This window comes from Paenibacillus sp. FSL P4-0176, from assembly GCF_037975265.1.
Classification (GTDB): Bacteria; Bacillota; Bacilli; order Paenibacillales; family Paenibacillaceae; genus Paenibacillus; species Paenibacillus amylolyticus.
Genome location: NZ_CP150242.1, coordinates 1318406 through 1340965, shown reverse-complemented (window position 1 = coordinate 1340965; position 22560 = coordinate 1318406). Strand labels below are relative to the sequence as shown.

At 45.7% G+C, this 22560-nt stretch carries 18 protein-coding genes; 7 read left to right on the top strand and 11 right to left on the bottom strand.

From position 1 onward, the window contains the following. Positions 1–177: 177 nt before the first annotated feature. A complete protein-coding gene (locus MKY95_RS05970; RefSeq protein WP_133120414.1) occupies positions 178–468 on the top strand; it encodes a hypothetical protein in 291 nt (96 codons plus the stop codon). Between the two features lie 59 nt (positions 469–527). Here MKY95_RS05970 and MKY95_RS05965 read toward each other — a convergent pair whose 3' ends face one another. Continuing rightward, positions 528–2183: a PucR family transcriptional regulator ligand-binding domain-containing protein gene (locus MKY95_RS05965; RefSeq protein WP_339197567.1), complete on the bottom strand. Its 1656-nt coding sequence runs from the start codon at positions 2181–2183 to the stop codon at positions 528–530. Between the two features lie 204 nt (positions 2184–2387). Between MKY95_RS05965 and ald the strand changes: the two genes are divergently transcribed. Beyond that, positions 2388–3521, top strand: a complete 1134-nt coding sequence (gene ald, locus MKY95_RS05960; RefSeq protein WP_339197565.1) for an alanine dehydrogenase — start codon at positions 2388–2390, stop codon at positions 3519–3521. Between the two features lie 167 nt (positions 3522–3688). On the opposite strand, the gene MKY95_RS05955 is transcribed toward ald, so the two are convergent. Further along, entirely contained in the window at positions 3689–4606 is a 918-nt protein-coding gene (locus tag MKY95_RS05955; RefSeq protein ID WP_091034120.1) for a PD-(D/E)XK nuclease family protein, read from the bottom strand. A 513-nt stretch (positions 4607–5119) separates the two neighbouring features. On the opposite strand from MKY95_RS05955, the gene MKY95_RS05950 reads away from it, so the two are divergent. Next, positions 5120–5803, top strand: a complete 684-nt coding sequence (locus MKY95_RS05950; RefSeq protein WP_339197560.1) for a serine/threonine protein kinase — start codon at positions 5120–5122, stop codon at positions 5801–5803. Positions 5804–5823: 20 nt separating this feature from the next. Here the strand turns inward: MKY95_RS05950 and sigJ are convergent, their stop codons facing one another. The 3 genes from sigJ to MKY95_RS05935 are packed head-to-tail and all read right to left on the bottom strand — an operon-like array spanning position 5824 to position 8999. Continuing rightward, positions 5824–6735: an RNA polymerase sigma factor SigJ gene (gene sigJ / locus MKY95_RS05945; RefSeq protein ID WP_076329466.1), complete on the bottom strand. Its 912-nt coding sequence runs from the start codon at positions 6733–6735 to the stop codon at positions 5824–5826. After that, positions 6725–8044 carry an FAD-dependent oxidoreductase gene (locus tag MKY95_RS05940; RefSeq protein WP_339197557.1) on the bottom strand — a complete coding sequence of 440 codons (1320 nt, stop codon included), beginning with the start codon at positions 8042–8044 and terminating at the stop codon, positions 6725–6727. Before MKY95_RS05940 ends, sigJ begins: the two co-directional genes overlap by 11 nt. A gap of 58 nt (positions 8045–8102) precedes the next feature. After that, complete coding sequence (locus tag MKY95_RS05935; protein ID WP_076251289.1) at positions 8103–8999, bottom strand: AraC family transcriptional regulator; 897 nt, start codon at positions 8997–8999, stop codon at positions 8103–8105. A 129-nt stretch (positions 9000–9128) separates the two neighbouring features. Here MKY95_RS05935 and MKY95_RS05930 point away from each other — a divergent pair, with 129 nt between their 5' ends. Continuing rightward, the gene (locus tag MKY95_RS05930; RefSeq protein ID WP_339197553.1) at positions 9129–10016 is read left to right on the top strand and encodes a sugar phosphate isomerase/epimerase; all 888 of its coding nucleotides are present in this window, start codon (positions 9129–9131) and stop codon (positions 10014–10016) included. A gap of 48 nt (positions 10017–10064) precedes the next feature. After that, positions 10065–11120 (top strand): Gfo/Idh/MocA family oxidoreductase, encoded by a 1056-nt coding sequence (locus tag MKY95_RS05925; protein ID WP_339197550.1) that lies wholly within the window; start codon positions 10065–10067, stop codon positions 11118–11120. Positions 11121–11473: 353 nt separating this feature from the next. On the opposite strand, the gene MKY95_RS05920 is transcribed toward MKY95_RS05925, so the two are convergent. Then, positions 11474–12793 carry a glycoside hydrolase family 125 protein gene (locus MKY95_RS05920; protein ID WP_339197547.1) on the bottom strand — a complete coding sequence of 440 codons (1320 nt, stop codon included), beginning with the start codon at positions 12791–12793 and terminating at the stop codon, positions 11474–11476. Between the two features lie 329 nt (positions 12794–13122). Here MKY95_RS05920 and MKY95_RS05915 point away from each other — a divergent pair, with 329 nt between their 5' ends. Then, positions 13123–14184: a LacI family DNA-binding transcriptional regulator gene (locus MKY95_RS05915; protein ID WP_339197544.1), complete on the top strand. Its 1062-nt coding sequence runs from the start codon at positions 13123–13125 to the stop codon at positions 14182–14184. Positions 14185–14418: 234 nt separating this feature from the next. Here MKY95_RS05915 and MKY95_RS05910 read toward each other — a convergent pair whose 3' ends face one another. The 5 genes from MKY95_RS05910 to MKY95_RS05890 form a co-directional block, all read right to left on the bottom strand. After that, entirely contained in the window at positions 14419–16041 is a 1623-nt protein-coding gene (locus MKY95_RS05910; RefSeq protein WP_036606452.1) for a DUF4179 domain-containing protein, read from the bottom strand. Continuing rightward, positions 16019–16594 carry a sigma-70 family RNA polymerase sigma factor gene (locus MKY95_RS05905; protein WP_036606450.1) on the bottom strand — a complete coding sequence of 192 codons (576 nt, stop codon included), beginning with the start codon at positions 16592–16594 and terminating at the stop codon, positions 16019–16021. The genes MKY95_RS05910 and MKY95_RS05905 overlap by 23 nt, the downstream gene beginning before the upstream one ends. Before the next feature lie 150 nt (positions 16595–16744). Beyond that, complete coding sequence (locus tag MKY95_RS05900; protein WP_339197541.1) at positions 16745–18238, bottom strand: alpha/beta fold hydrolase; 1494 nt, start codon at positions 18236–18238, stop codon at positions 16745–16747. Beyond that, positions 18235–20847, bottom strand: a complete 2613-nt coding sequence (locus MKY95_RS05895) for a diadenylate cyclase (RefSeq protein ID WP_339197538.1) — start codon at positions 20845–20847, stop codon at positions 18235–18237. Before MKY95_RS05895 ends, MKY95_RS05900 begins: the two co-directional genes overlap by 4 nt. A 115-nt stretch (positions 20848–20962) precedes the next feature. Beyond that, on the bottom strand, positions 20963–21469 hold the full coding sequence (locus tag MKY95_RS05890) for a mismatch-specific DNA-glycosylase (protein WP_339197536.1): 507 nt from the start codon (positions 21467–21469) through the stop codon (positions 20963–20965). A gap of 121 nt (positions 21470–21590) precedes the next feature. Between MKY95_RS05890 and MKY95_RS05885 the strand changes: the two genes are divergently transcribed. Beyond that, a complete protein-coding gene (locus tag MKY95_RS05885; protein WP_339199918.1) occupies positions 21591–22511 on the top strand; it encodes an AEC family transporter in 921 nt (306 codons plus the stop codon). The last annotated feature ends 49 nt before the right edge of the window (positions 22512–22560 follow it).

Below are 22560 nucleotides of genomic sequence, written 5' to 3'. Positions count from 1 at the left end.
GACATGGAAACGTTCTTACAAGGTATACATAGACCCCTCCGCGCTACTTCTTAACATAATGGATCATTCCGCCAATCAAGCACAGCCAACATGTACATGAGCATTTACCGATCTCGAATTCATGCTTCCCTTTCATACCCTACTACCAGCCCGATATTCCAGGAAAGGCGGATTTGTGTGAGAATAAACCTCGATATCTGTAATCTGAGCGGACAACTTGGAATCAATCCTAAACGACTTAATGAATGGCTGCACCAAAGTGGCATTTCAATGGAGGACAATGAAGCAGGACAGGAAGGACGTCCCGACCGGTCGTCACCCCCGTATCGGCTGGCTGCTCCTTCTTCATTATCACTGGCACCTTCCTCCGGTCAAACGAAGCTTTATCGTGGCCGACGCTCCACTTCCACTCTGCAACGCCTGCCTACTTCATTACGACACACCCGGCGGATTAGTAAAAACTGCTAGACTGTGCTCAAGGTAGTGTAAGGTCGATGCACAGTCTGTGTTGCATCCCTTTCACCTCATCAAGAGGATTGCCACTGTCCATTCTCAATCATCACGTGCGCGAGCAGCGCCATCTCCAGACAGATTCTTCTCCCTTGATCCATGTAACCTGGACCCATCAGTTCTTCCAGCTTCTCCAGTCTGTTGTACAACGTTTGCCGATGAATAAATAACTGGGCGGCCGCATCCCGTTTGGAACCAAAGTTCTGCAAGTAGGCATCCAACGTCTCTACCAATCGCAGGTGATGCGTTTGGTCATGTTCAATCAACATACCCAGGTGATCCTGGACAAAGGGTTGCAGGAAGGATTGGGGTAATGCCTTTAACATTTGATATATACCCATACGTTCGTAAAAGTGAACATGTTCCATCGAATCTACCGATCTCGAAACTTCGATCACCTGATAGGCCTCCTGAAGGCTCTCCGGCAGACTGGTCAAACGGCTGCGAAACTTGCCAAATCCGGTATGAATCATGACCTGGTTCAAGTTGCGGCTGGCAAACCGCTTCACATCCAGGGCGATTCCTTCCAGCAATCGCAGCAGTTGATGACGTGCAGCGGCCGTTACCGCTTCCTTCGCACAGCACAGATATACCTGGTTGTTCTTCAGCATAATCAGGCTAGGCAGATTGTTCTTCTTGAGCAGGGAACGAAGCAGGACAAGAACATCCTGATGATTCGCTTCCATCCTCTCCCGGCCCGTACCCTTCAATCGATGCTCAATCTCGATGACCCCTCCCGCAAACCAGTACTGTCCCTTCACCAGCAAACGAAGTCCCATTCGGGTCTGGGCCTGCTCCTCCTGATGGATGTTGCCATTCATCAGATCCTGGATCAGCTCGTTCTGATTGCGGACCATCTTCTCTTCAAGAAACTGGGAGCGAAGCGTGAGCGCTGCCGCTGCCTTCGCTGAATAGTCGAGCAACAGCTTGAGATATTCGACTGGAGCTGCGGGATTCACAATCATGCCTACAGCCGAAAATACCTGGCCAAAACAGACGACCGGATGACACAACAGAGCCTTCTCTTCGTCTATGTGGAACCATAATTCAGTATCCGAATCATTCAGATCCAGATGTTCTACCTCCTGTTCATACCAGGTATAGATTGCTTGCTCCATCTCCGGAGCAAGTTCGGGCACAAAGCTACCCGGCTCCATAGACGAGATGTACACCACCGGTTTTGCAGCGTATTCATGCAACAGGTTCAGCACAGCAGACATGTCCGTACTCTGTAATGTACGCTGCTGAAGCTGGCGGGAGTAGGCTTCCAGACTTTTCAACAGTTGGTGCTGATGATTAATGAGCAGAGAGTGAATATCCTGTGTAATCTCGACAAAACGGACCGGTTGCTCAAATACGATCAGCGGAAACTGGTGTCTGTCCGCCAGTTCAATCAGTTCTTCCGGGATTCCGAATATGCTGGTACCAAACTCCACACACAGCCCGGCTGCCTCACTGCCAATGAGCTGAAGCAGATACTCTTCGCGCCCTTCTTCCGATTGAAGCCAAAGTCCAGTGGATAAAATAAGATCATGGGGGCTTACGAATGGAGATACATTGGTAATCTCCAATACATGAACCCAGCCAACCTGACGGTTCACTCCATCCTTCCCTGCCGCTAGTCGTGCTCGGCCAAATACCGGACGTGCAAGGATATCTTTGATCGTAAACACACGCTCATTTCGCAATGGCGATCCCTCTTCGTGTTATTTTTTCTTACATTATAATCCATGGACAAATGTCCTGAACAGTCTTTTTCGACAATATGTTGAGTTCAATTTCTAAAGATTAGACATCAAGTAAGGTGCAAAACGATTATCCAAGTCATAAACTTGTAGTATAAGCTAACAACCAATAAATGGACGAGGTGCATGGTGATGAGAATCGGAATTCCCAAAGAAATCAAGAACAATGAGAATCGTGTAGCAATGACTCCGGCCGGGGCTGCTGATTTCATCAGAGCCGGTCATCAGGTACTGATTGAACAAGGCGCGGGGAACGGCAGTGGATTCACGGATCATGAATATCAAACTGCGGGCGCCGAGATTCGGATGGATGCCAAGTCCGTGTGGACCGAAGCCGATATGATCATCAAGGTGAAAGAACCGCTTGCCAGTGAATATGGATATTTTCGTCCGGGACTGATTCTGTTCACATACCTGCACCTCGCAGCGGAACCGGAGCTTGCCAAAGCCCTTATTAAAAGTCGGGTAACGGCTATTGCGTATGAGACGTTGGAGGTCAACAGTACCCTACCCCTGCTCACCCCTATGAGTGAAGTTGCAGGCCGCATGGCCTCCCAGATCGGAGCACAGCTACTGGAGAAAACAGAAGGTGGCAAGGGCATTCTGTTGTCCGGTGTACCCGGCGTCAGTCGGGGGAAAGTGGTCATTATTGGTGGCGGAACGGTGGGAACAAATGCAGCCAAAATTGCTATTGGTCTTGGCGCCGATGTGACCATCCTTGACCTGAATCTGAATCGTCTGCGGCAGTTGGATGATATCTTTGGCAATCAGATCCACACGCTAGTATCCAGCCCGTCCAACATCGCAACAGCTGTTGCGGCGGCAGATCTGTTGATCTGTGCGGTGCTGATTCCGGGCGCCAAGGCGCCAACACTTGTCAGCGAGCAAGTGGTGAAGACGATGGCACCGGGTTCGGTCATTGTGGATGTGGCGATTGATCAAGGTGGGATCGTTGAGACCATTGATCATATCACAACCCACGATGAACCTACCTATGTGAAACATGGCGTCGTGCATTACGCGGTGGCAAACATGCCAGGGGCCGTGCCGCGTACTTCCACGGTGGCGCTGACCAACGCCACCATGCCTTATGCGCTGCAGCTGGCCAGCCACGGTGCAGCCGCCGCGATTCGCGGCAGTTCGTCCATTCGAAGCGCGGTTAACGTGCTGAATGGACACATCACGTATGAGGCGGTTGCCCGGGATCTCGGGCATGCCTATGTTCCTGCGGGTCAGGCGCTGGAGAATACCGCCGCTGTCCAGTAATCTTGATATGATCGTTCCACCCGGCGCCTTGTCGCCAGGCCTGTGGAACGCAATAGAAGCGCAAGTCGGGCAGATGATGTTCCCGGCTTGCGCTTCTTGATTTTTTTCACATATAGGATAGCTTGTTGGTTGGTATAAGGCCTTTAGTTTCCTACGGTTTTGGCGCTTCAGACTGCTCGCTCACTGCACACTTCGCGGAAGTTGCAATCCCGGCAGGACCGGTGCGATGGCATCGCTGTGAAGTAGGTGACGTCCTTGGGACGGTTGTAATACTCATCCTCCACGCAGGATCGCATCTCCTCAATGTAACGACCTACGTTCTCCTCCACCTTCCGGATATCCTCTTCTGTCGCTGTAAACTCCCTGTGTTTTCCGGTTAACAGGTACTCCACTCGCAGCTCAATCTGCTCCAAAGGGATTCGGTAGTGTTCTCTCACATAGGATGCGTACAGCATTAGCTGATCGGAGAAGTCATCTTCCTTGCCCGTCTTCCAGTCCACAATGACAATATTGCCATTACTGCGCCGATACAATAAATCCATCTTCACATACACACGCGTATCGTGCAGCATCATGGTATCCCATTTCTCAATCTCCAGAATGTCCGTACTTGCTCGGGACAAGTCCTCCCACGTAAGCGTCTGGTACAGGTTACCTACACAGGCCGAAGCCCGTTCCTTAATCGTGGCGATCCGGTCATTTAACGTGTCATCCCCATAATAGATCTCTGACAGCATCGTGCGATTCTTGGGGTTCAGCCGCCACTGATCCGCGTCCATGGATTCCACATACGCCTGATTCAGCAGCTTGCGTATCGTCTGTTCCAGAAAGTGTTCACGCGGTTTATCTTTGCCCTCTTCCCTGCTGCGTACCGCCGACTCACACATCCGATGCGCGAGGTCCCCGAAGACAAGGTACAGATTGCTGAGCTGCTTCAAACGGTACAGACGAACCTGCATCTCATCAGCAGAGTCTGCCTTCCAGCCGTTATGGGCACCGTAATAATGATAATAATATTTGCGCAGGCACTCATCGAACATACTCGCCCGCGACTGCGAATAAGACCACTGCGGGTATTGTGCCATAAGTAATCTGCCTTTCTGTATGCCGGATCTGCATAAGATCCCTTGATGCTCACAGTATAAAGCCCGGGCAATCTTGCCGCAAGCGTGCTTCCGTTATTTTCTTCTGACGCAACCGTTTCCGATTCGATCCGTATCGTTTATATAGTAACATCACCAAAAGATGAAATTGCGGAGCAGAACGCATAATATACTCTATAGAGGGCACGAATTCGGGACCTGGATGCTAGTACGGGTCTAGCCGGGGGTCAGTGCGGGCCTGACGCTAACGAATCTCACACACCTTATCACGTGGATCACGAGGTTTTACGGAATCTAACGAACCCCAGACAAGCTAATTAGTCTTATTTCGGTTGTAGAACGTGTTTATTGCAAGCAAATGAGTCAATAGCGTGTCTCTGATTCGTTACATTTTCAGATCTGCCGATTTACGTGAAATAAGACTTACTCGGTTCGTTAGAAAATGATTATATGAAAAAAAATTGTACAGGCATATCCTAAAAGGAGGCACCACCCATGAATCGACCGGATTGGTTCCAGGCGGAAGAAGCATTACAACAGATCCAAGTCATCGGAAGCGACCGGAATGAGCTCGTGAACATCATCGGCGATGTAGAAGGATTGAATTGCATTGGCACAGGTACGGATGCGGCTGTATTTTCGTATGACGGCTTGCCGCAGTATGCCTTCAAGATGTACTCGGATCATGCCTTGGACAAACTCGAAAATGAAAAACAGGTATACGAGCAGCTCAAAGGTCTGCCATACTTCCCTACCTATTACGGCAGCGGCCGGAATGTACTCGTGATCAGTTTTGAACCCGGGGATACACTGCTGGAATGTTTGGAAAAGGGAATCTCCGTCCCCGAGCAGGTGATGCTCGATGTGGACGCAGCGCGAGAAGCCGTTCGCAGCCGCGGGTTGAACCCTCGCGACATTCATCTGAAAAATGTAATACTTCAGGATGGACGCGGGAAAGTGATTGACGTATCCGAGTATATCCAGGACGGCAATGACAATCGCTGGGAGCATCTCGTCTGGGCTTATCACAACATCTATCCGCGGATCAAAGGAACGCCCATATCTCCACGCATGCTGCAAACGATCAAATGGGGATACAATCAGTTCGATCATGCCAACGTCAAAATGGACGACCTCGCCAAGAAAGCCAATCGTCTGTTCTCCAGATTTATGAAATGAGTATCCAAATTCACTTCACTTTAACCTAAATTCAGATGTTGCAGCTTATCCGGGTTACGCAAGATATAGATCCGCTCAACACAATCGTTTCTAAAAGCTAGGCTGACCACAGTCGGGAATGCCTCAGAGGGGCTGCTTAATACAAATCCTAGTTGTCCATTGACCTTGACCAGACGTACAATACCAGCGCTGTCCCCTTTGGATAAGAGCCCTTGAATGAACGCCAGCACCCGCTGGCTTGATGTAACGGGTTTAATTGCTGCCACAACTTTACCACCACCATCACTGTACAAGGCGACATCGTGGGAAAGCATTTTTAATAGTCCTCCCATGTCTCCACTCGACGTGGCTTGGAGGAAACGAAGCGCAAGCTGCTCGGACTGAACGCTGGGAGTCAACTCGACTTCCGGCTCGTCCTGGATTTTACGTTTAAGACGACTGTATATTTTCCGGCAGCCGACCTCCGTCTTGTTCAAGAAGTCTGCTATATCGCCATAATCAAATTCAAAAGCTTCTCGCAGAATAAATACCGCGCGCTCAATTGGGGTTAGCCGATCAAGCATGACCAGGAAGGCGTACGAAATCGTATCTTCCAGTTCAATCGTTTGAAGTGGATCATGTTCCACCGCTGAAACGGATTCTCGAGAAGCCTTATAATTTTGCACCAGAGGTTCCGGCAGCCATGTCCCGACGTATAGTTCCCTTTTTTTACGTGTTGATTTCAGGTAATCGAGACAACGGTTAGTTACCATTTTGCATAAGTATGCTTTCAGGTTCCGAACAGAGCTACCCTCTTTATGAATACCCTGCTGCTGTACTGTTACAAATGCGTCCTGAACCACATCCTCAGCATGAATGACAGATCCCAGCATACGATATGCGATAGAAAGAAGAAGGGGTCTATATGTCCTGTATACCAATTCAATCTCCATAATGTATTCCTTCCTTATCTATTCCTCTACCTTCTATTATCATTTGAGCAGCCCGTTTTGCGCTCGCCAGAGAGGCATTAATCAGCATCCCTTCATCCCCTACCCAATCGCCAGCAACATAGAGCCCCGGTCTTCCTGTGATCTCAGATCCAGGTCTACCCGAGAGACCTCCGTTCTCAGCTGTGACACTGCCATGTGAGACAAGCATTCGTGGAAGAAACCGCTGCTTAATGATATGCTCGCGCCACCCCGGCTGAATCAAATCGAGAAAGCCCTTTAGTTCGTCTTCATCCTGCCTTGGATCCGATTTTGATGATTCCGACAAATACTTCATCACATGCACAACTTCATATACAGGGTTCTCTGATAAGGAGGCCGCGGCGGAATGGTTGGAGTAGTACCAAGGATGATTTACGCCTAAAACAAATTTTGTTTTCGGTTGAGGCATCCCGGACACGACGAGATCCAGACATGCGGCTCGAACAGGAGTTAACTTGTGATACAGTTTGGCTTCAATGGGTGAAAGAGCAGGATTAAGCAGAGCTAAAGTATCCAATGGGCCAGCCGTTGATAAGACGTGGCGAGTCGTCAACTGTGAACCATCTTTTAAGGAAACCATCATCTGAGGATAACTTCCGGCAATTTCTCGTACGACCGAGCTTGTGCGGATGGATACACCCGCCTGCTGAGCTTGTTCTGTGAGCCGACCAACGAGGAATTGCCAGCCTCCATCTATATACAATACTTGGTCCTGTTTGAGTTGTTCAATGACGGCGCCAGCACTTACCTGATCAGGAGCATCGCAATAGGTGCTCAAACGAACAAGCGCAAATACGACACTACGTACACGTGGACTGGATACCAGGGTTTCCAGGTAAGTCTGCAAACTAACGTTATGCAAAACGGATGTATCTACCTTTCGGAGAGAACTGTAGAACCGAAGAAGCTGGCACTTCTCTCTCCATTTCAAAAACGATCCGAGCAAGAGCTGTGCTAGGGAAATTGTCTTATTCCCGCCGTTTGTTCCTTCAAACACCAAGGTATCTGGCGGTTTCGGTACTGATCCGATAGGTGTGACGCCTACCTCATGGAGAATGGGTAACGCTGCTTTACTGAGAGCATGAGCCCCCAAGTTTACGCGTGCTCCCGCAATCTCATTTGAGATAGCGCGTCCTCCGAGCTGTACCCCTTTGTCGAGCAACAGTACAGTCTTTCCTGCACGGGCCAGATAAATCGAGGCGGTTAAACCGGCAATGCCTGCTCCAATGATGATAACATCCCATACTGGCTCATTATGATGCTCTGTCATGTACATCAATCCCCTCCGCTTAATGCATACATGACGATGAGCAGCGGACTTTTGTGACTCAGACTTGTTTCTTCATTCGCCCCCCGGAAGGAGTTACTCCCTTGTACTGTTTGTATAACTTCGTAAAATAGTTGGCATTGTCGCAGCCGACTCTGGCGGCGATCTCTGTAATGGTCAGACTACTGCCTTGCAGCAGCTGCTCTGCCTCACTCATCCTGCACCCGTTCACGTATTCCACAAAGGTACGTCCGGTCAGCTTTTTGAACATTTTGCAGAAGTGATACGCATTTAATCCCACATGACTTGCCGCTTCCGTAACAGACATCTTGCCTGTGGGGTCCGCTTCAACCTGTGCAATCAACTGTTTGAAACGTTCACGGTTTGGAAAATACGATCCGACCGTTTTATCCGGTAGTTGCTGCGGCATAAAGGTTCGCGCAAGCAGGGTGAACAAGGCATGCAGCTTGGATTTCACCACGAGCTGATAAGCCGGGGGCTGTAACGCCATTTCCTCCACAGCTTCATTTAACAAAGAATAATAGCCTGTGCAGGCTGTGTTTTCCTCTGCCGGTTTGACCGGAAATCTCACTCTTCCTTCCAAGTACGGCGCGACATATTGCTCATGCACAGGATCATGAGTGAAATCATGGAACAGTGCACGGTTGACCACAACAGAATCATAATGCACATCCCCCTCATCCAGAGCATATCCGACATGCAATGTACCTCCAGGAATGATGATGACCTCACCTGCTCGAACCACATAAGGTTTGCTATCAATATGAAACAGCGCACTGCCCTTGCGCATAATAATCAGCTCAAAATGTTCATGCCAATGCAAATACAAAATGCATTCTTCAGCTTTCATATCTGAACACCGATTTTGGAACAGCTGAAATGGATGTGATTTATGGTCAATTCGAGTATTTTCGTGAAGCGCTTTCAGATCCAGCACGACTTCTTCCCCCTCTTCACAAGATCCGACTATTATTACACAAGATTGTTTAGAGCCATCCCGTTAATCCACGGCTATAATGAGTGTGTCACGAAGTACTATAAGCCAATATTGGAGTGAAATACAACCATGAATAAATCATTACGCATCGGTACCCTTGTAGGCGGGCAGGACGCCGTCCGCGTTATCCCGCAGATCATGCAACATGGCTTCGAATCATTTAACCTGACCTTCTGGCAAACAACTGGTGACCTGGACCTGGCTGAGACAGCCAAACGTGTCCGTGAAATCGTGGACGAACAAGGCATTGTCATCTCCGCGGTGAGTGTATTTGGTAATCCGCTAACTGGAGCCGGAGACAACGCCGATACACTGGCAAGCTGGGAGCGGGTTATCGATAATGCACAGCTCTTCGGTGCAGATATCGTCTCCGGGTTCACCGGACGTCTGACCGATCAACCCATTAACGAGTCCATCCCCCGGTTCAAGGAAGTATTTGGTGAACTGGCACGCCGGGCAGCAGACCGGGGTGTACGGATTGCTTTTGAAAACTGTGATATGGGTGGAACCTGGCAGACGGGAGACTGGAACATTGCCCATAACCCGACGGCCTGGGAGATGATGTTCGATGCTGTTCAGGATGAAAATGTAGGCTTGGAGTGGGAGCCTTGCCATCAAATGTCCAGCCTGATTGATCCTATTCCACAGCTACGCAAATGGGCTCACAAAGTCTTCCACGTACATGGCAAAGATGCCACGATTGCCTGGGATATTGTCAAGGAATACGGTGTGCATGGCCCACGTGAATTTGTCTGGCACCGCACACCCGGCTTCGGGGATAACAACTGGGCAGACATTATCACCATTCTGCGCCAGAACGGTTATCAGGGCACGATTGATATTGAAGGCTGGCATGATCCCGTCTACAAAGACGAACTCGAAATGACCGGACAGGTGCATGCATTGCGATATTTGAAACAATGCCGCGGCGGCGATTTTGTGCCCAATCCGGTATAGGAAACCATGCGAGCTGTATAACACAATCCATGCGAAGGAGATGAGAACATGACTCATCCTTATCGGGTAATTATTGCTGGCTGCGGTGCTATGGCAAACACGTGGGCGGATTATGCCTTGCAAAGGCCAGATACAGAAATTGTCGGACTGGTCGATCTGTATGAACAGACAGCCCTTGCTTTTGCTACAAGACATGGCCTTACCTGCCCTACGTTCACCGATATCCGTGAAGCCATTCAAACGACTGGTGCAAATATCGTATTCGATGTCACGATCCCGGCGAGTCATTACGGCATTGCCATGACAGCCTTGAAGGAAGGATGTCACGTGTTTGGCGAGAAACCACTGGCAGAGTCCTTCTCCGACTGCACAGATATTGTGCAAACCGCTCGCAGCACAGGACACATTCAAGCCGTCATGCAGAATCGCCGTTTTGATCCGCGTATCCGCGCCTACCAGCACCTCATTTCCGGCGGAGCTATAGGGCAGGTAGGTTACGCAGGAGCCGACTTTTTCCTCGGGCCACACTTCGGTGGATTCCGTGATCTGATGGATAGTCCGCTGCTGCTCGATATGGCGATACATACGTTTGATCAGGCACGGTATATTCTCGGAGCCAACCCAGTATCGGTGTACTGCCATGAGTTCAACCCTCCAGGTTCCTGGTATCAGGGCAATGCGATGGCGTTATGTATATTTGAGATGTCTGACGGGTCCGTATTCAACTATCGCGGATCTTGGTGCGCAGAAGGTGTACCCACATCATGGGAAGCAAGCTGGCGCGTAATCGGTGAAAAAGGAACCGCCATCTGGGATGATCATGATGACATCTATGCTGAAGTAGTTGCTGCGCAAAGCCTGGATGCTGACGGCAAACCATCCTTTTTCCAGCCAAGTGAGCGGATTGAAGCGGAACTGCCTGTCATGGACAAAACAGGTCATCACGGCTGTCTCGAAGACATGTTCGCCGCACTGGAATCCGGCCGACTGCCTGAGACCGATTGCAGCGATAACCAGTTCAGCATGGCCATGGTCCTCGCTTCCCTGGAAAGCGCCCGCACAGGCCAGAAAGTGTTCATCGCCGATCTACTGAAAAACACATAGCAAAGCGCCTGTGTTTTTCATATTAAACAAAGCCCAACTGCAAAGTTCAGCAGTTTGGGCTTTCTTGTTTTTTACCTACTCTCCTATTCTAAAAATGATATCGTTCAAAAACAGTCGCGCTCGATAGTGAAAGTAGTGTAGGGGACGAAATCGATTCTGAAGAAGCAAAGCGTTCGCCTAAAAGCTTTCTGAAAGAAAGCTGCATCGGAAGCATACGCTTATCACCGGATTTCCTGATCGACTTTACAAAAGTCGATCAGGAAATCCGGGGATAACAGCGATCAAAAGAACGATTCGTAACCGGAACGGCTGCTTCACGAGCAGTGAGCAATTTTTTTGGAACTTTCATCATTTTATAGAATTCCTTTTTTCATTGCCTTATACACCAACTGCGAGAACAGGCTGTTGGACCAGGCAAACCATGGTCTGGTGAACGTGTTTGGATCATCGGCGTGGAAACCCTCATGCATATATCCAGTACCTGCATCTGTGTTCTCCAGTAGTTCAATCATCGCCAGTATTTCCTCGTCATTGTCTGCAGTCAGACCCTGCATGGATAGCGCCATGTGCCAGATATATCCCGGAGGGGTATGAGGGCTACCAATACCTTTGGCTACCCGCCCTTCATAATAAAACGGATTTTCCTTACTTAAAATGAATCGCCGTGTGTTCTGATACACCCTGTCTTCAATCGAAGCATACTCCATATACGGTATAGACATCAGTCCAGGTGTGCCCGCATCATCCATCAGACAAAAGTTGCCGTAACCGTCCGTCTCATAAGCATAGATCTGCCCATACTCTGGATGACGGTATGTACCGTACAGAGAAATACCGTGTCGTATCTCTTCTTCCAAACGAGCCATTTGACTCACCAGCTGCTCATCCCGGAACACCCACTTCGCGATCTCCCCCATCTGGCGCAAGGTTACCACAGCGAACATGTTCGCCGGAATATTATAATGAAAATCACAGGCATCATCACTCGGACGAAATCCGGACCAAATCATCCCCGTATAATTCACCGGCATACCCAATCCTTCATTACGCAGCGTATCATGGGCGGGACAATTGCGCCGCATGAACCGGTAAGGTGAACGCTCTGCGTGATGCTGTTCTGTCTCCCACAGGTGTACGATATTCTCCATCACTTTCTTGAAGCGCTCGTCAAATATATCCGTAAGTTCAGTCTCCCGCCAATATGTATAAGCCAGCTTCATGGAGAAACAGAGGGAATCCAGTTCAAACTTCCGTTCCCACACCCAAGGTGACATCTCCGTCTCATCATTGGCATCCCAATGCCACCCATTCGCCGTTTCATTGAACGCATTGGCATAGATATCCATATCAGCGTAGAACGTATGGCGTTTGATCAGGCCTCCTATAATACGTTGCAACTTCTCGTCATCCTTCGCAAGCGGAACATAATGCATGACCTGCTCTACCGAATCCCTTAACCACATCGCGGGAATATCCCCTGTAATCACAAAGGTTGTCCCATCCTCCAGTAGCTTCGTGGTCGTTTCCAGCGTATTGGGAAAACAATTGCGAAACTGAGCCAGCAATCTCGGTCGATGTTGCAAGCGCTCGTCCGCCTCAGTCAGAATATCCTGCACAGCTTGCGGCAATTCCAGATGCGGCATAGGGATTTTCGGTAATCTGAACTGTTCCATGATGTTGTCTCCTTTGAATTGGTTTATTTAAGTTCAGCTAATATTTTTTACACCAGCACTCCGATTGCAGAATAACCTTCCGATCGCTGTTATCCCCAGATTTTTTCGCTCCCCTTTCTCAAGGGAAAATCCGGTGATAAAGGCGCACGCTTCGCTTCTTCAGGTTATTTCTGCCCTCTCCGTTATCGTGTAAATATTTAGTTGAACATATATAGATTGGAGCTAACACTCTAATTATATTGTTATTTTTGTTATGATAAATTATAATAACATTATTATTTGTAAGTGTACTGTGTCAGAAGATGATCGTCAAATGAAGGAGTAATGATATGTCACGCAAAGTATCCATTCAGACGCTGGCTGACCAGCTCGGATTATCCAAATATGCCGTCTCCCGCGCACTCAGTGGCAAGACGGGTGTCAGTGAAGCGACACGCGCACGGGTACTCGAACTCGCTCGGGCTTTAGGATATCGCCAAAGTACTCCGGGTGCTAACAATAGTCCTGCTACTGCAAACCATGCAGATCCGTCCGATCCACCGTTTGCTCTCATATGCATGAATCAGCTCAACCGCGGTGAACCCCACTACTGGCAACGTGTTCTGTCAGGCATGATCTCCGCCTGTAATGATCGTGGTTGGCATCATGCCATTGTATCTCCCTCACTCGGAGTGACGGAGGAGAACACCTCTCCCGAAAAAGCCATTGCTCCTCACTTGGACTGGGAACGTTGTGCCGGGATTATTGTCATGGGGGCTTTCCCTCATACGGTTCTGCAAAGACTCTCTCAGACAGGCCGTCCTATTATTCTGGTAGATCATCAGGAACCCCTGCTGAATTGTGATACGATCAGCCATGATAATCTGGAAGCTGGCATCACCGTGGCTAGATATCTAATGTCTATGAATTGCCGACGGATCTGCCTCATCACAGATGATGGTCGTGCTGCGAGTTTCGCCCAGCGGAAAATCGGGATTGAGTTGGCTCTGAACCATTTCCATGTGGACACCAGTCATACGACCAGCTTTAGAGAATGGAATATTCCGTATGAGAACGGGGAATGGGTTAACCAATTGGCTACCGCCATTCAAAACATGCCAGATGACAAACGTCCCGATGCCTGGATTGGTGTTAATGATGATATTGCTTTGCAATGGATGCATAAATTACAGGAGATGGGCATCTCCACGCCTAAAGATTGCCTTGTCATCGGTATCGACAATGTACATTCTGCCGTTACGTCCTCCCCGCCCCTGACCACGGTTAACCTGTGCAAAGAGGAACTTGGACAGCGAGCCGTCGAGGCTTTGCAACGCCGAATCGAACGCCCGGGGACACCAAAAGAAACCGTTATGTTATCGACCACGTTGATTCCAAGGGAATCGGCATAATTCGGAAAGGGTACTGCTCTCTTCTGAAGATGAATTCTTTAGGTACTTGCCTTTCCCATAAATCTGGTGCATACGAAAGAGGCCCCGCATACCATTATGCAGGGCCTTTTCGTATATTAGGCTTATACGCTTATATGTCTCTATACATCCACACTTAAATCTGGTGATCCATACTTACGTCATCCCTTCGAAGCTTCATTTACTGCATGGCTGAGTATAAAATGATATTAATAGTTACTTCAGCCAAGGCAGGCTACTGTACGATGGAAGGTCCACTTCCCAATTTACATCACGGAACTCTCGGTTAACTGCGGTTCGTTTCAAAGTGAATTTCGTTCCATTTTCTTTTTTAAAACCATGGATAATCAACCTGAGATCACCTACGATGTATTCTTCGTTTTTATTAGGCTGATCCGTAGTTCCCATCACTTCAACGGGATACTCCCTTCCTTCATGATCTATAGCCACCCATTGATCTCCATTAATATCATTTTGGAAAGTCCCTGATCCCTCCAAAACAAGAGAAGAGGTCCCTTCAAAGTTTCTTTCAGGTAGCTTTAATGATTGCTGCACTGGCCAATAATTGTATCTGGAAAATAAAATTTCATCTCCAAATTGTTCAAACTGTAGTACGTAGGTGTAGAATTCAGCATCCTTACGCATCTTATCCAGATCCACTTCCATGGATTTCTCCTCCCACACCGGGATGGTGTAGCCATCGAGGACAAAGCGAATCTTCTTCGCATCCACCGTAACATAAGCAGGATCCCATGTCTCAGAAAGCCTCATCTGACCATCATTATTCTCACTCAATCTACTCATATCTCGGAACCGAAATTTGGCTTGACGGGCATTGGGTCTGTTCTCGTTAAAAATTCGATACTCATTCGTTTCTGGAATTTCGATATGATACATTAAATCCATATCATCCGCCCAATTCTCTCCGACCTTGGCACGAAGTTGATCATCCAGACTGATGTTCATGTCAAGGCGGGTCCCGTTTGGCGTGCGTACAAGCTGTGTCATATCTAGTTTCAAGCCCTCAGGAGTAGTGTAGGTGTTGTTCATGGGAGCCTCAACAGCCATTAATTTGGCTTTGGTCATATCAACGCTGAATTTGAAGCTCCAATCCACTGTAACGTCTCTTTCCTCATATGACTCTGTCACAAAATTATAGAACAATCCTACTTTTAAATGTCCTAATTCTCCACGCACGAACACCTGATCAGGGATATCTTTGTGAAACTGAAATACAAATTTGTCAAGAGAGCCACTGCTTATTCTGGTATCCCTTGCAAGGGTCGCAACCTCTCTTCCTGTTTCATCAGTGACATGAATTCTTCCCATTTCAGGATATAAAATTGACATTCTGGTTCCATCAGGTGCTGTTTGTTGCAGCCTCATTACAATCTGAGAACGATCCACCAGCACATCTTCAATCTTGAGCTTGTATCCTTGATCTTCAATAAGTAAATTCGGATTCACCACTAGTCCATGGGGTTTAAGACGTTTGTAATCATCAGCCAAACTGGAATAGCGTAGCGCTTCCGGCACGGAAATATTAGGCAGTGGAACAAGATCTACAGCGCTCACTACCGGCTGCTCCGGTGCACCTGTCCGATCCCAAGCCAGCCATGCACCTCCTCCAAACAGGAGCACAGCCGCAGCCACAATCCCCGTACGGTATATCCATCTTGTCTTGGGTACCTTTCTCGACCATGGACTTTCAGCTTCGTCACGCTCCATGGACACCCCATCCAGCTTCTGCATGACCTTAAGCGTAAAATCTGCGTCCGGCTCCTCACGGTACAGGTGCTCCTCCCACAACCGATCTTCATCCCTTGAAATAGGCTTCATACGTAGCTAAACCTCCTTTGCGTTCCATTTGCTTCCTCAGCGTTTTTTTCCCGCGATAAAGGGCGTTTCGTACTTTGGTTGAACTCATGCCTGTAATGTCTGCAATCTCTTCATAGCTCAACTCGTTTGTGTACTTTAGTAATAACACCAGACGATACGATTCAGGTAATTGTTCGAGCTGGCGGTATATTTCACGCTGCATCTCTTTATGCAGCACACGTTTTTCCGGTGTTTCATTACTGACAGGTTCAATCCCTTGATCGACCGGAGACATGACGGGTTTCTTTTCCCGTATAAAATCCCGCATCCGATTCACCGCAATGGTGTACACCCACGACGAGAAACTGCTTCCCTCCCGCCGCGACGGGAGATAACGATAGATACGAATGAACGTATCCTGAGCGAGATCCTGTGCATCCGGATGACTCGCGCCCATTCCGCGCATGATGCCGTAGACTTTATTTTTATATCGATCCACAAGCACGGAGAACAACTGCTTATCCCCTGCAACAATACGCTGAATAAGCTCCTCCTCCGGTATCTGTTGATTCATGTAATCCCCCTTCTCTACAGCTTCCATGCATGGTTCTGTACTATATAGACGGAAGCCGTTCCCGAAACCTCTCACTTTATCAAAAAAAAGAATCCATCCTTTCCGGCAATAGCCGAATAGGTGAACTCCATTTAAAACTGTGTGAACCAATTAAATACTGCAGGCCACTACATATCCAGGATTAGCGTAATCATAAATTCTTATAGGACTAACCGCTGTCAAATAATGACCAACCAATATAGCAACTCCAATTGGACAGTTTAGGTATAGATCAATAGTCTCAATACCACTTTGCTTTAATTCATCAGCAGCGACCTTAACCTCGGTAGCAAAAGTAACTGCTTGTCCAGCATCAACTATGCTGTCTCTGTCGGCTCCTGATTCGGGATATAAGTTAATAAGCTGACTGTAATTTATACTACTTTCTTTCATATGTGCTCCTACATCATTTTCAATATCTCTAGTTACACTCAATACCATTACTGCTCTCTTATTAGTTATATCGTTTCCTAATTGCGTTTTTTTAGCAACTTTGAAGAGTGAGCTTAATTCCCTAGAAGACCATATCTGCTCATATTGAGCTACTTCAATATGTACTCCTTTTATCCGTGAAAAACGACTCCCGATTAATACTCCCCCTGGAAGATTAAGCTTCGCATATACTCTAATGGAGCTTTCAACAGTTACTTTCTTCTCAGCCCAATATTTGGCAGCCTCATTTAATTCTCTACTTATAACCCCCCATTCTTCAGAAGTTGGAAGCCTTCGAGGGGATGTGTTAGCATCAAAGTATTCTGTCCAATCCAGTTCAAAATGAGCATTCTCTGGAAGTTGCTGCTTATCAAATCCATGAACATGTAAAATCATGTGATCTCTCTTGATACTTTGGGGCACTATTAGTTTTATCAAAAAACTACGAATCATTTTATACACCGTACTGTTGTCATCTATTTTACAAATACTTTTGTGAGTCTCATCAACATAGTTAACTTCTGAACCAAGATATAATGGTGTGGAAGATGATTCTATCACCACTTTGTCGCGTACCCCGTAAAAAGAAATTTGTGAAATTTCATGTTTTAACGATTCAACAAGCTTCTCTATTCCACCCCTGTATACATACTTGTTCCAATTATCTTCTAGCTGAACTAGATCCTTGTTTTTCCTTCTTAACGATCGAATTTGCCTATTTACCATTTTTTTAGGTAACAACTCCGCCCATCCAGATCCATGAAAAGGGACTGATAGATAGACTACACCTTTTACATATTTCAGTTCAGCACTCTCATACGAATCATAACGATCCACGATGTACTTCTGAACTATCAGCCCTCCCATACTATGGGCAATAAAAACAAGATTTTTCCCTGCTAAATTTGCCTGTATGTCTGAATGCAATAATTTGGCCACTGTCTTAAAATCATATTGTAGGGGTATAGTTCCCGTCCTATAGCCATAACTATAAAATGTAACACCACTCATAGTTGCCTCTTGTCCTAGCAACTCAATCATCGTTTTTGTCTGTGGGTCTTTTCTCCATGTATCATGAGGATCACCACCTATTCCGTGAATAAAAACCACTGCAAATGAGCTATATTCTGTTGAAGAAGATATTTTTATCAATCCTGCTTTGTTGACACTCATATTTCTCCACCTTGCGTCTCTACAATATCTGTACTGGTTATCAACTCACTCTTTTCTAGTGCAGCAGCAACTTCAGGATAATCATCTAAAAACTCAGATCCTACCTTTTTTAAAACTTTTTCGAGGTTATCAATATTTTTCTTCAATTCTTTCATTTCTATATATTTGCCTATAGCTTGAACCAACAGCACCGTATCCGTTTTAATTATTTTTTCAATATTCGTTATTTGTTTCTGAACTGAATATTCCATTTCAGCAGATATAAAGTCCTCAAGAGCCAATTGTAAATTATTCCTACTCATATGGAGAATTCCACGATTGTTATAGAGGATATTTTTCTTACCTTCCTTTTTAATTTCTAAAGCTTTATCATAATCTGCCAATGACTCATCCAACAGTTCTTTTTTGTTTTTTCCTATTCCCAAGTGATTCAACGTAACTGCCCGACAATTGTAATCATTATGAGACAAATCCGAAACAGAAACATTTTCTATTAACTGGTTGAACTGTTCGAATGCTTCCTCAAAAATTTGTAGTCTATGCTCATTATCTTCTTTCATTGTAAATGCATAATTTAAAAGACATAAACCCAAAGCACGATCATATTCAACAATCAAATGACCACTTTCAGTTAAACCTTTTTTATAGTATTTTGATGCTTCTGAATATAATAAATTGATATTATACGCTTCTGCAATTTTGAAATAATGATGATGATCGATATCTTTCTCATCCGCAATTACTTCTAAACGTCCCTCATATTCCAAAATTTCTTGTTCTATTGACGTTTTTTCGTTTTCCCCTTTTTTCTTAATGAGTTCTATCATTTCTCTAACCAGTTGCCTTACTATTAATTCATTAGCTTGTTCTGGTATGAGATTAACCATTCCGTCCTCTGAGATGATTGCTATAACACAAGCCTTTTTACCTTTCTCATGTTTTTTCAACTTTTCTAAATAACGATAAGCAGAATGAAACCTTGCACCTCGGCTTGCATCTCCTAAATTCTCATGTGCAAGTCCATCCAATATGACTCCAATCGCATGGCATTTTCCCATAGTATCGAAATATATTGCTCCATCAATTGACGTCAGATGTTTGATGAATTCTGGTCTGATTTCTGTTGGGATAATCGCTGTGGATTGTTTTTTCAATTTCTTCAGTTCATCTTCTGCGGTTTTAACGCTAGTTATAACTACCATCGTCCCACTCTGCTGTTCTGTAGCTTTTTTAATCACAATCCTAAGCTTTTCTATCTGCTCTTCCGTAACCTCAGGATTTTCCCCTTTAAATTCTGTTTTCATAGTTCGTTCAAAAAGTTCCGAAGTGAATTCTCCCGAACCGATTCCCGGCTGTTTAAATACAATACTGCATAATTTACTAGATACAATTTCAAGACTAGCAGTCATTTTAAAGACTTTTGCTTCTTTTTCAACAACAACACGGGTACCGGAATTTTGCTGCTCTTTAACCGTTACAAGAAGTAAGTCATATTTAGATATTCCTTTAAACTCGATTTTAAAAACCAGATTATCTTTAATCTGATTCCAATTGATCTCGCCAATTCCGTAAATTACCTCATCATCAGCGATAAGATAAAGATCGTTCTCATTATTGGTAAGCTCCAGTAATTTTCTGATTCTCCTTGCATCTTCAAAATTTATCGATTGATCGTTCTCAAACCTGATTGAATAATTAATTAAGTTTCCATCATTCAACAAATTTGGTTTCAAAATTAACATACATCCAAATGGATTTTCACCCTCATAAGTCCTTGTAGAAATACCATCAATTTTTTCTAGTAAATTATTAATATAGTACTGGTTAGTTACTATCTTACTAAGGTCTTCATCCTCATTTTCCACATCATTCAAGTTGCTTCCCTTACTAATGAAATCTTGAACCTTTCCAAAGAATATTCGCGCCATACGTTGCAGGAACTGCACATGATTTTCCTTATACTGATTCTCTAATTCTGTATTATTATTTAAATTCAATTCCTTATATTCATTTAATTGGAAATAATCTATATAGTAATAATCGAGAACCATTCTAAGAAAAGAAAGTTGGGATTTCTCCAAAAATATATTTCTGATACTCGAATCCATACACTCAATGGACAGTATGTACTGTATTGTAAATTTTTCATCGTCAACTTTCACATCAAAATAATTTGTGTACAACAAATTCCATTCACTCATATACTTTTTATACTGTTTTATTGTGACAGCAGTCCCACCTTCAAGCTCCTGATCTTCAGTAATATCAGTATTCACGATATTGAGTTCCGAATATATTTCATTTATATCAGTTGTATTCGTATTACATAAAAATTGTAAGATACCATCATCTGTGTTCGCCCATTCATCATTTGAAAATCCAACCTTCTCTGCTAATTCCTTTAACCCTGTCAAAATCTCCTCAATAACTTCGGGTGCTTGACCTTCCTCGTCACTCAGTACACTTTTAACTCGCATCGTTTTATTAAATTTCTTATGTTTATCTAAAACAACAGCGTGTAATTTCAAATCAAGCCTGTTATCGAGCTTGAGAAAGATTTGCTCCAAATTTTTATAAACAGTCTTATTGAATCGTTCAATCTCCACCACTGTAAATCTACCGCCCCTTCCAATTGAAATAAAATAGTAATATTTACCTGTAATACTATCATAATTTAAGTCTATTTATCTATGTCAGTTTCAAAGGGCAATACTCCTCTTAAAGTTACTTCTTCTCCGTAACAAAATCAGCAAGCTGTGAATAGATCGCCACAATCTCATCCATCGACATGCGCACGAGTCCACTGGACGACGGAGCGACGAACTCCTGAATTTCCTTGACGACCGGGTCGTCCTGAAATCCCCATTGCACTTTGGTACGCTTGCTGTACTGGGTGTACACTCCTTTTCCGACAAAACAGGCGATGTCCGGTCGGTATTTCTCCAACTTTTGCCGTAAAATCTGTCGTCCTTCTGCGTACTCTTCCTTCGTAATGTCCTCCATACCTCTGGTGGGACGGGCCACAATATTTGTGAATCCATATCCCAGCTTCAGCAACTCTCCATCCTCCTGTGCATCATATAAACGCGGGGTTAATCCCGAACGTTCAAGAATGCGCCAGAACCGGTTTCCTTTGTAAGCATAATGATGACCCGTCTCTCCAGACGTAATGCTCGGATTGAAGCCAATAAACAGAATCGATAAACCAACATCCAGATGATCTGGAATCATAATGGGAATCCCCCTTATCTTTTTTAGTCAATTCACGCTTTCATGTGTGTATAAAATGATATAATAAGCAAAGTATTTTCGAAATCGGATTGAAATTTTCATGAAAAAGGAAGCTGAACTGATGATTGCAGACATCATGCTTGAAGTCGTCCTGCCCGTCTTTCTTCTGATCGCCGTCGGGTCCTGGATGCAAAAGGTGTTCAAGCTGGACTTGTACACCCTCGCCAAAATCAATTTCTATTGTATTACCCCCGCAGCCGTCTTTATGAGCATGTATCACTCGGATATGTCCGGCGAACTGGTCGGGACTGTGACACTCTTTTACGCAATATATGTATTAATTCTCTATATTGTAGGTTCTGTATTTGCGCGCTCACTTAAGATGAATAAAGGCATGAAAGCTGCCTTCAATAACAGCATTATGCTGGATAACGCAGGCAACTATGGACTGCCCATCAATGCACTGGTATTCCGCGGCGATCCACTCGCCTCTTCCATTCAGGCGCTGGTCATGTCTTTGCAGGCATTACTGACATTTACCTATGGCGTGTTGTCCATTCAGGGCGCGAAGCTCAAAGGTAATTACCGTGCCGTGATTATTGGATTTCTTAAAATGCCCGTTCCGTATGCACTCTTGCTGGGGATTCTGTTACACATGTGGAAGGTTCCCTTGCCTACGTTCCTGTCCATGCCGCTGACCTATGCGCAGCAAAGTATGGTTGCCGTGGCGCTGCTGACACTCGGAGCACAGATTGTAAAATATCCAATTCAACTGTACCGTCTTGATGTGTATATTAGCACATTTTTGCGTCTTCTGATTGGCCCGGCTATCGGGATTTCGATTGTGCTTCTGCTTGGGTTGGAAGGTATCGCTGCACAGGCACTTATTATCGCTTCCGGTATGCCGACGGGTGTCAACTCATCCATTCTCGCAGAAGAATACGATAACGAACCCGATTTTGCAGCCCAGACGGTGCTGATCTCAACGTTGCTTAATATCATCACAATTACGGCACTGATCTCTTATGCCAAAACGTTCTGAAACGAAAAATAAGTCCATGACCCATGAGAAGGGTTGTGGACTTATTTTT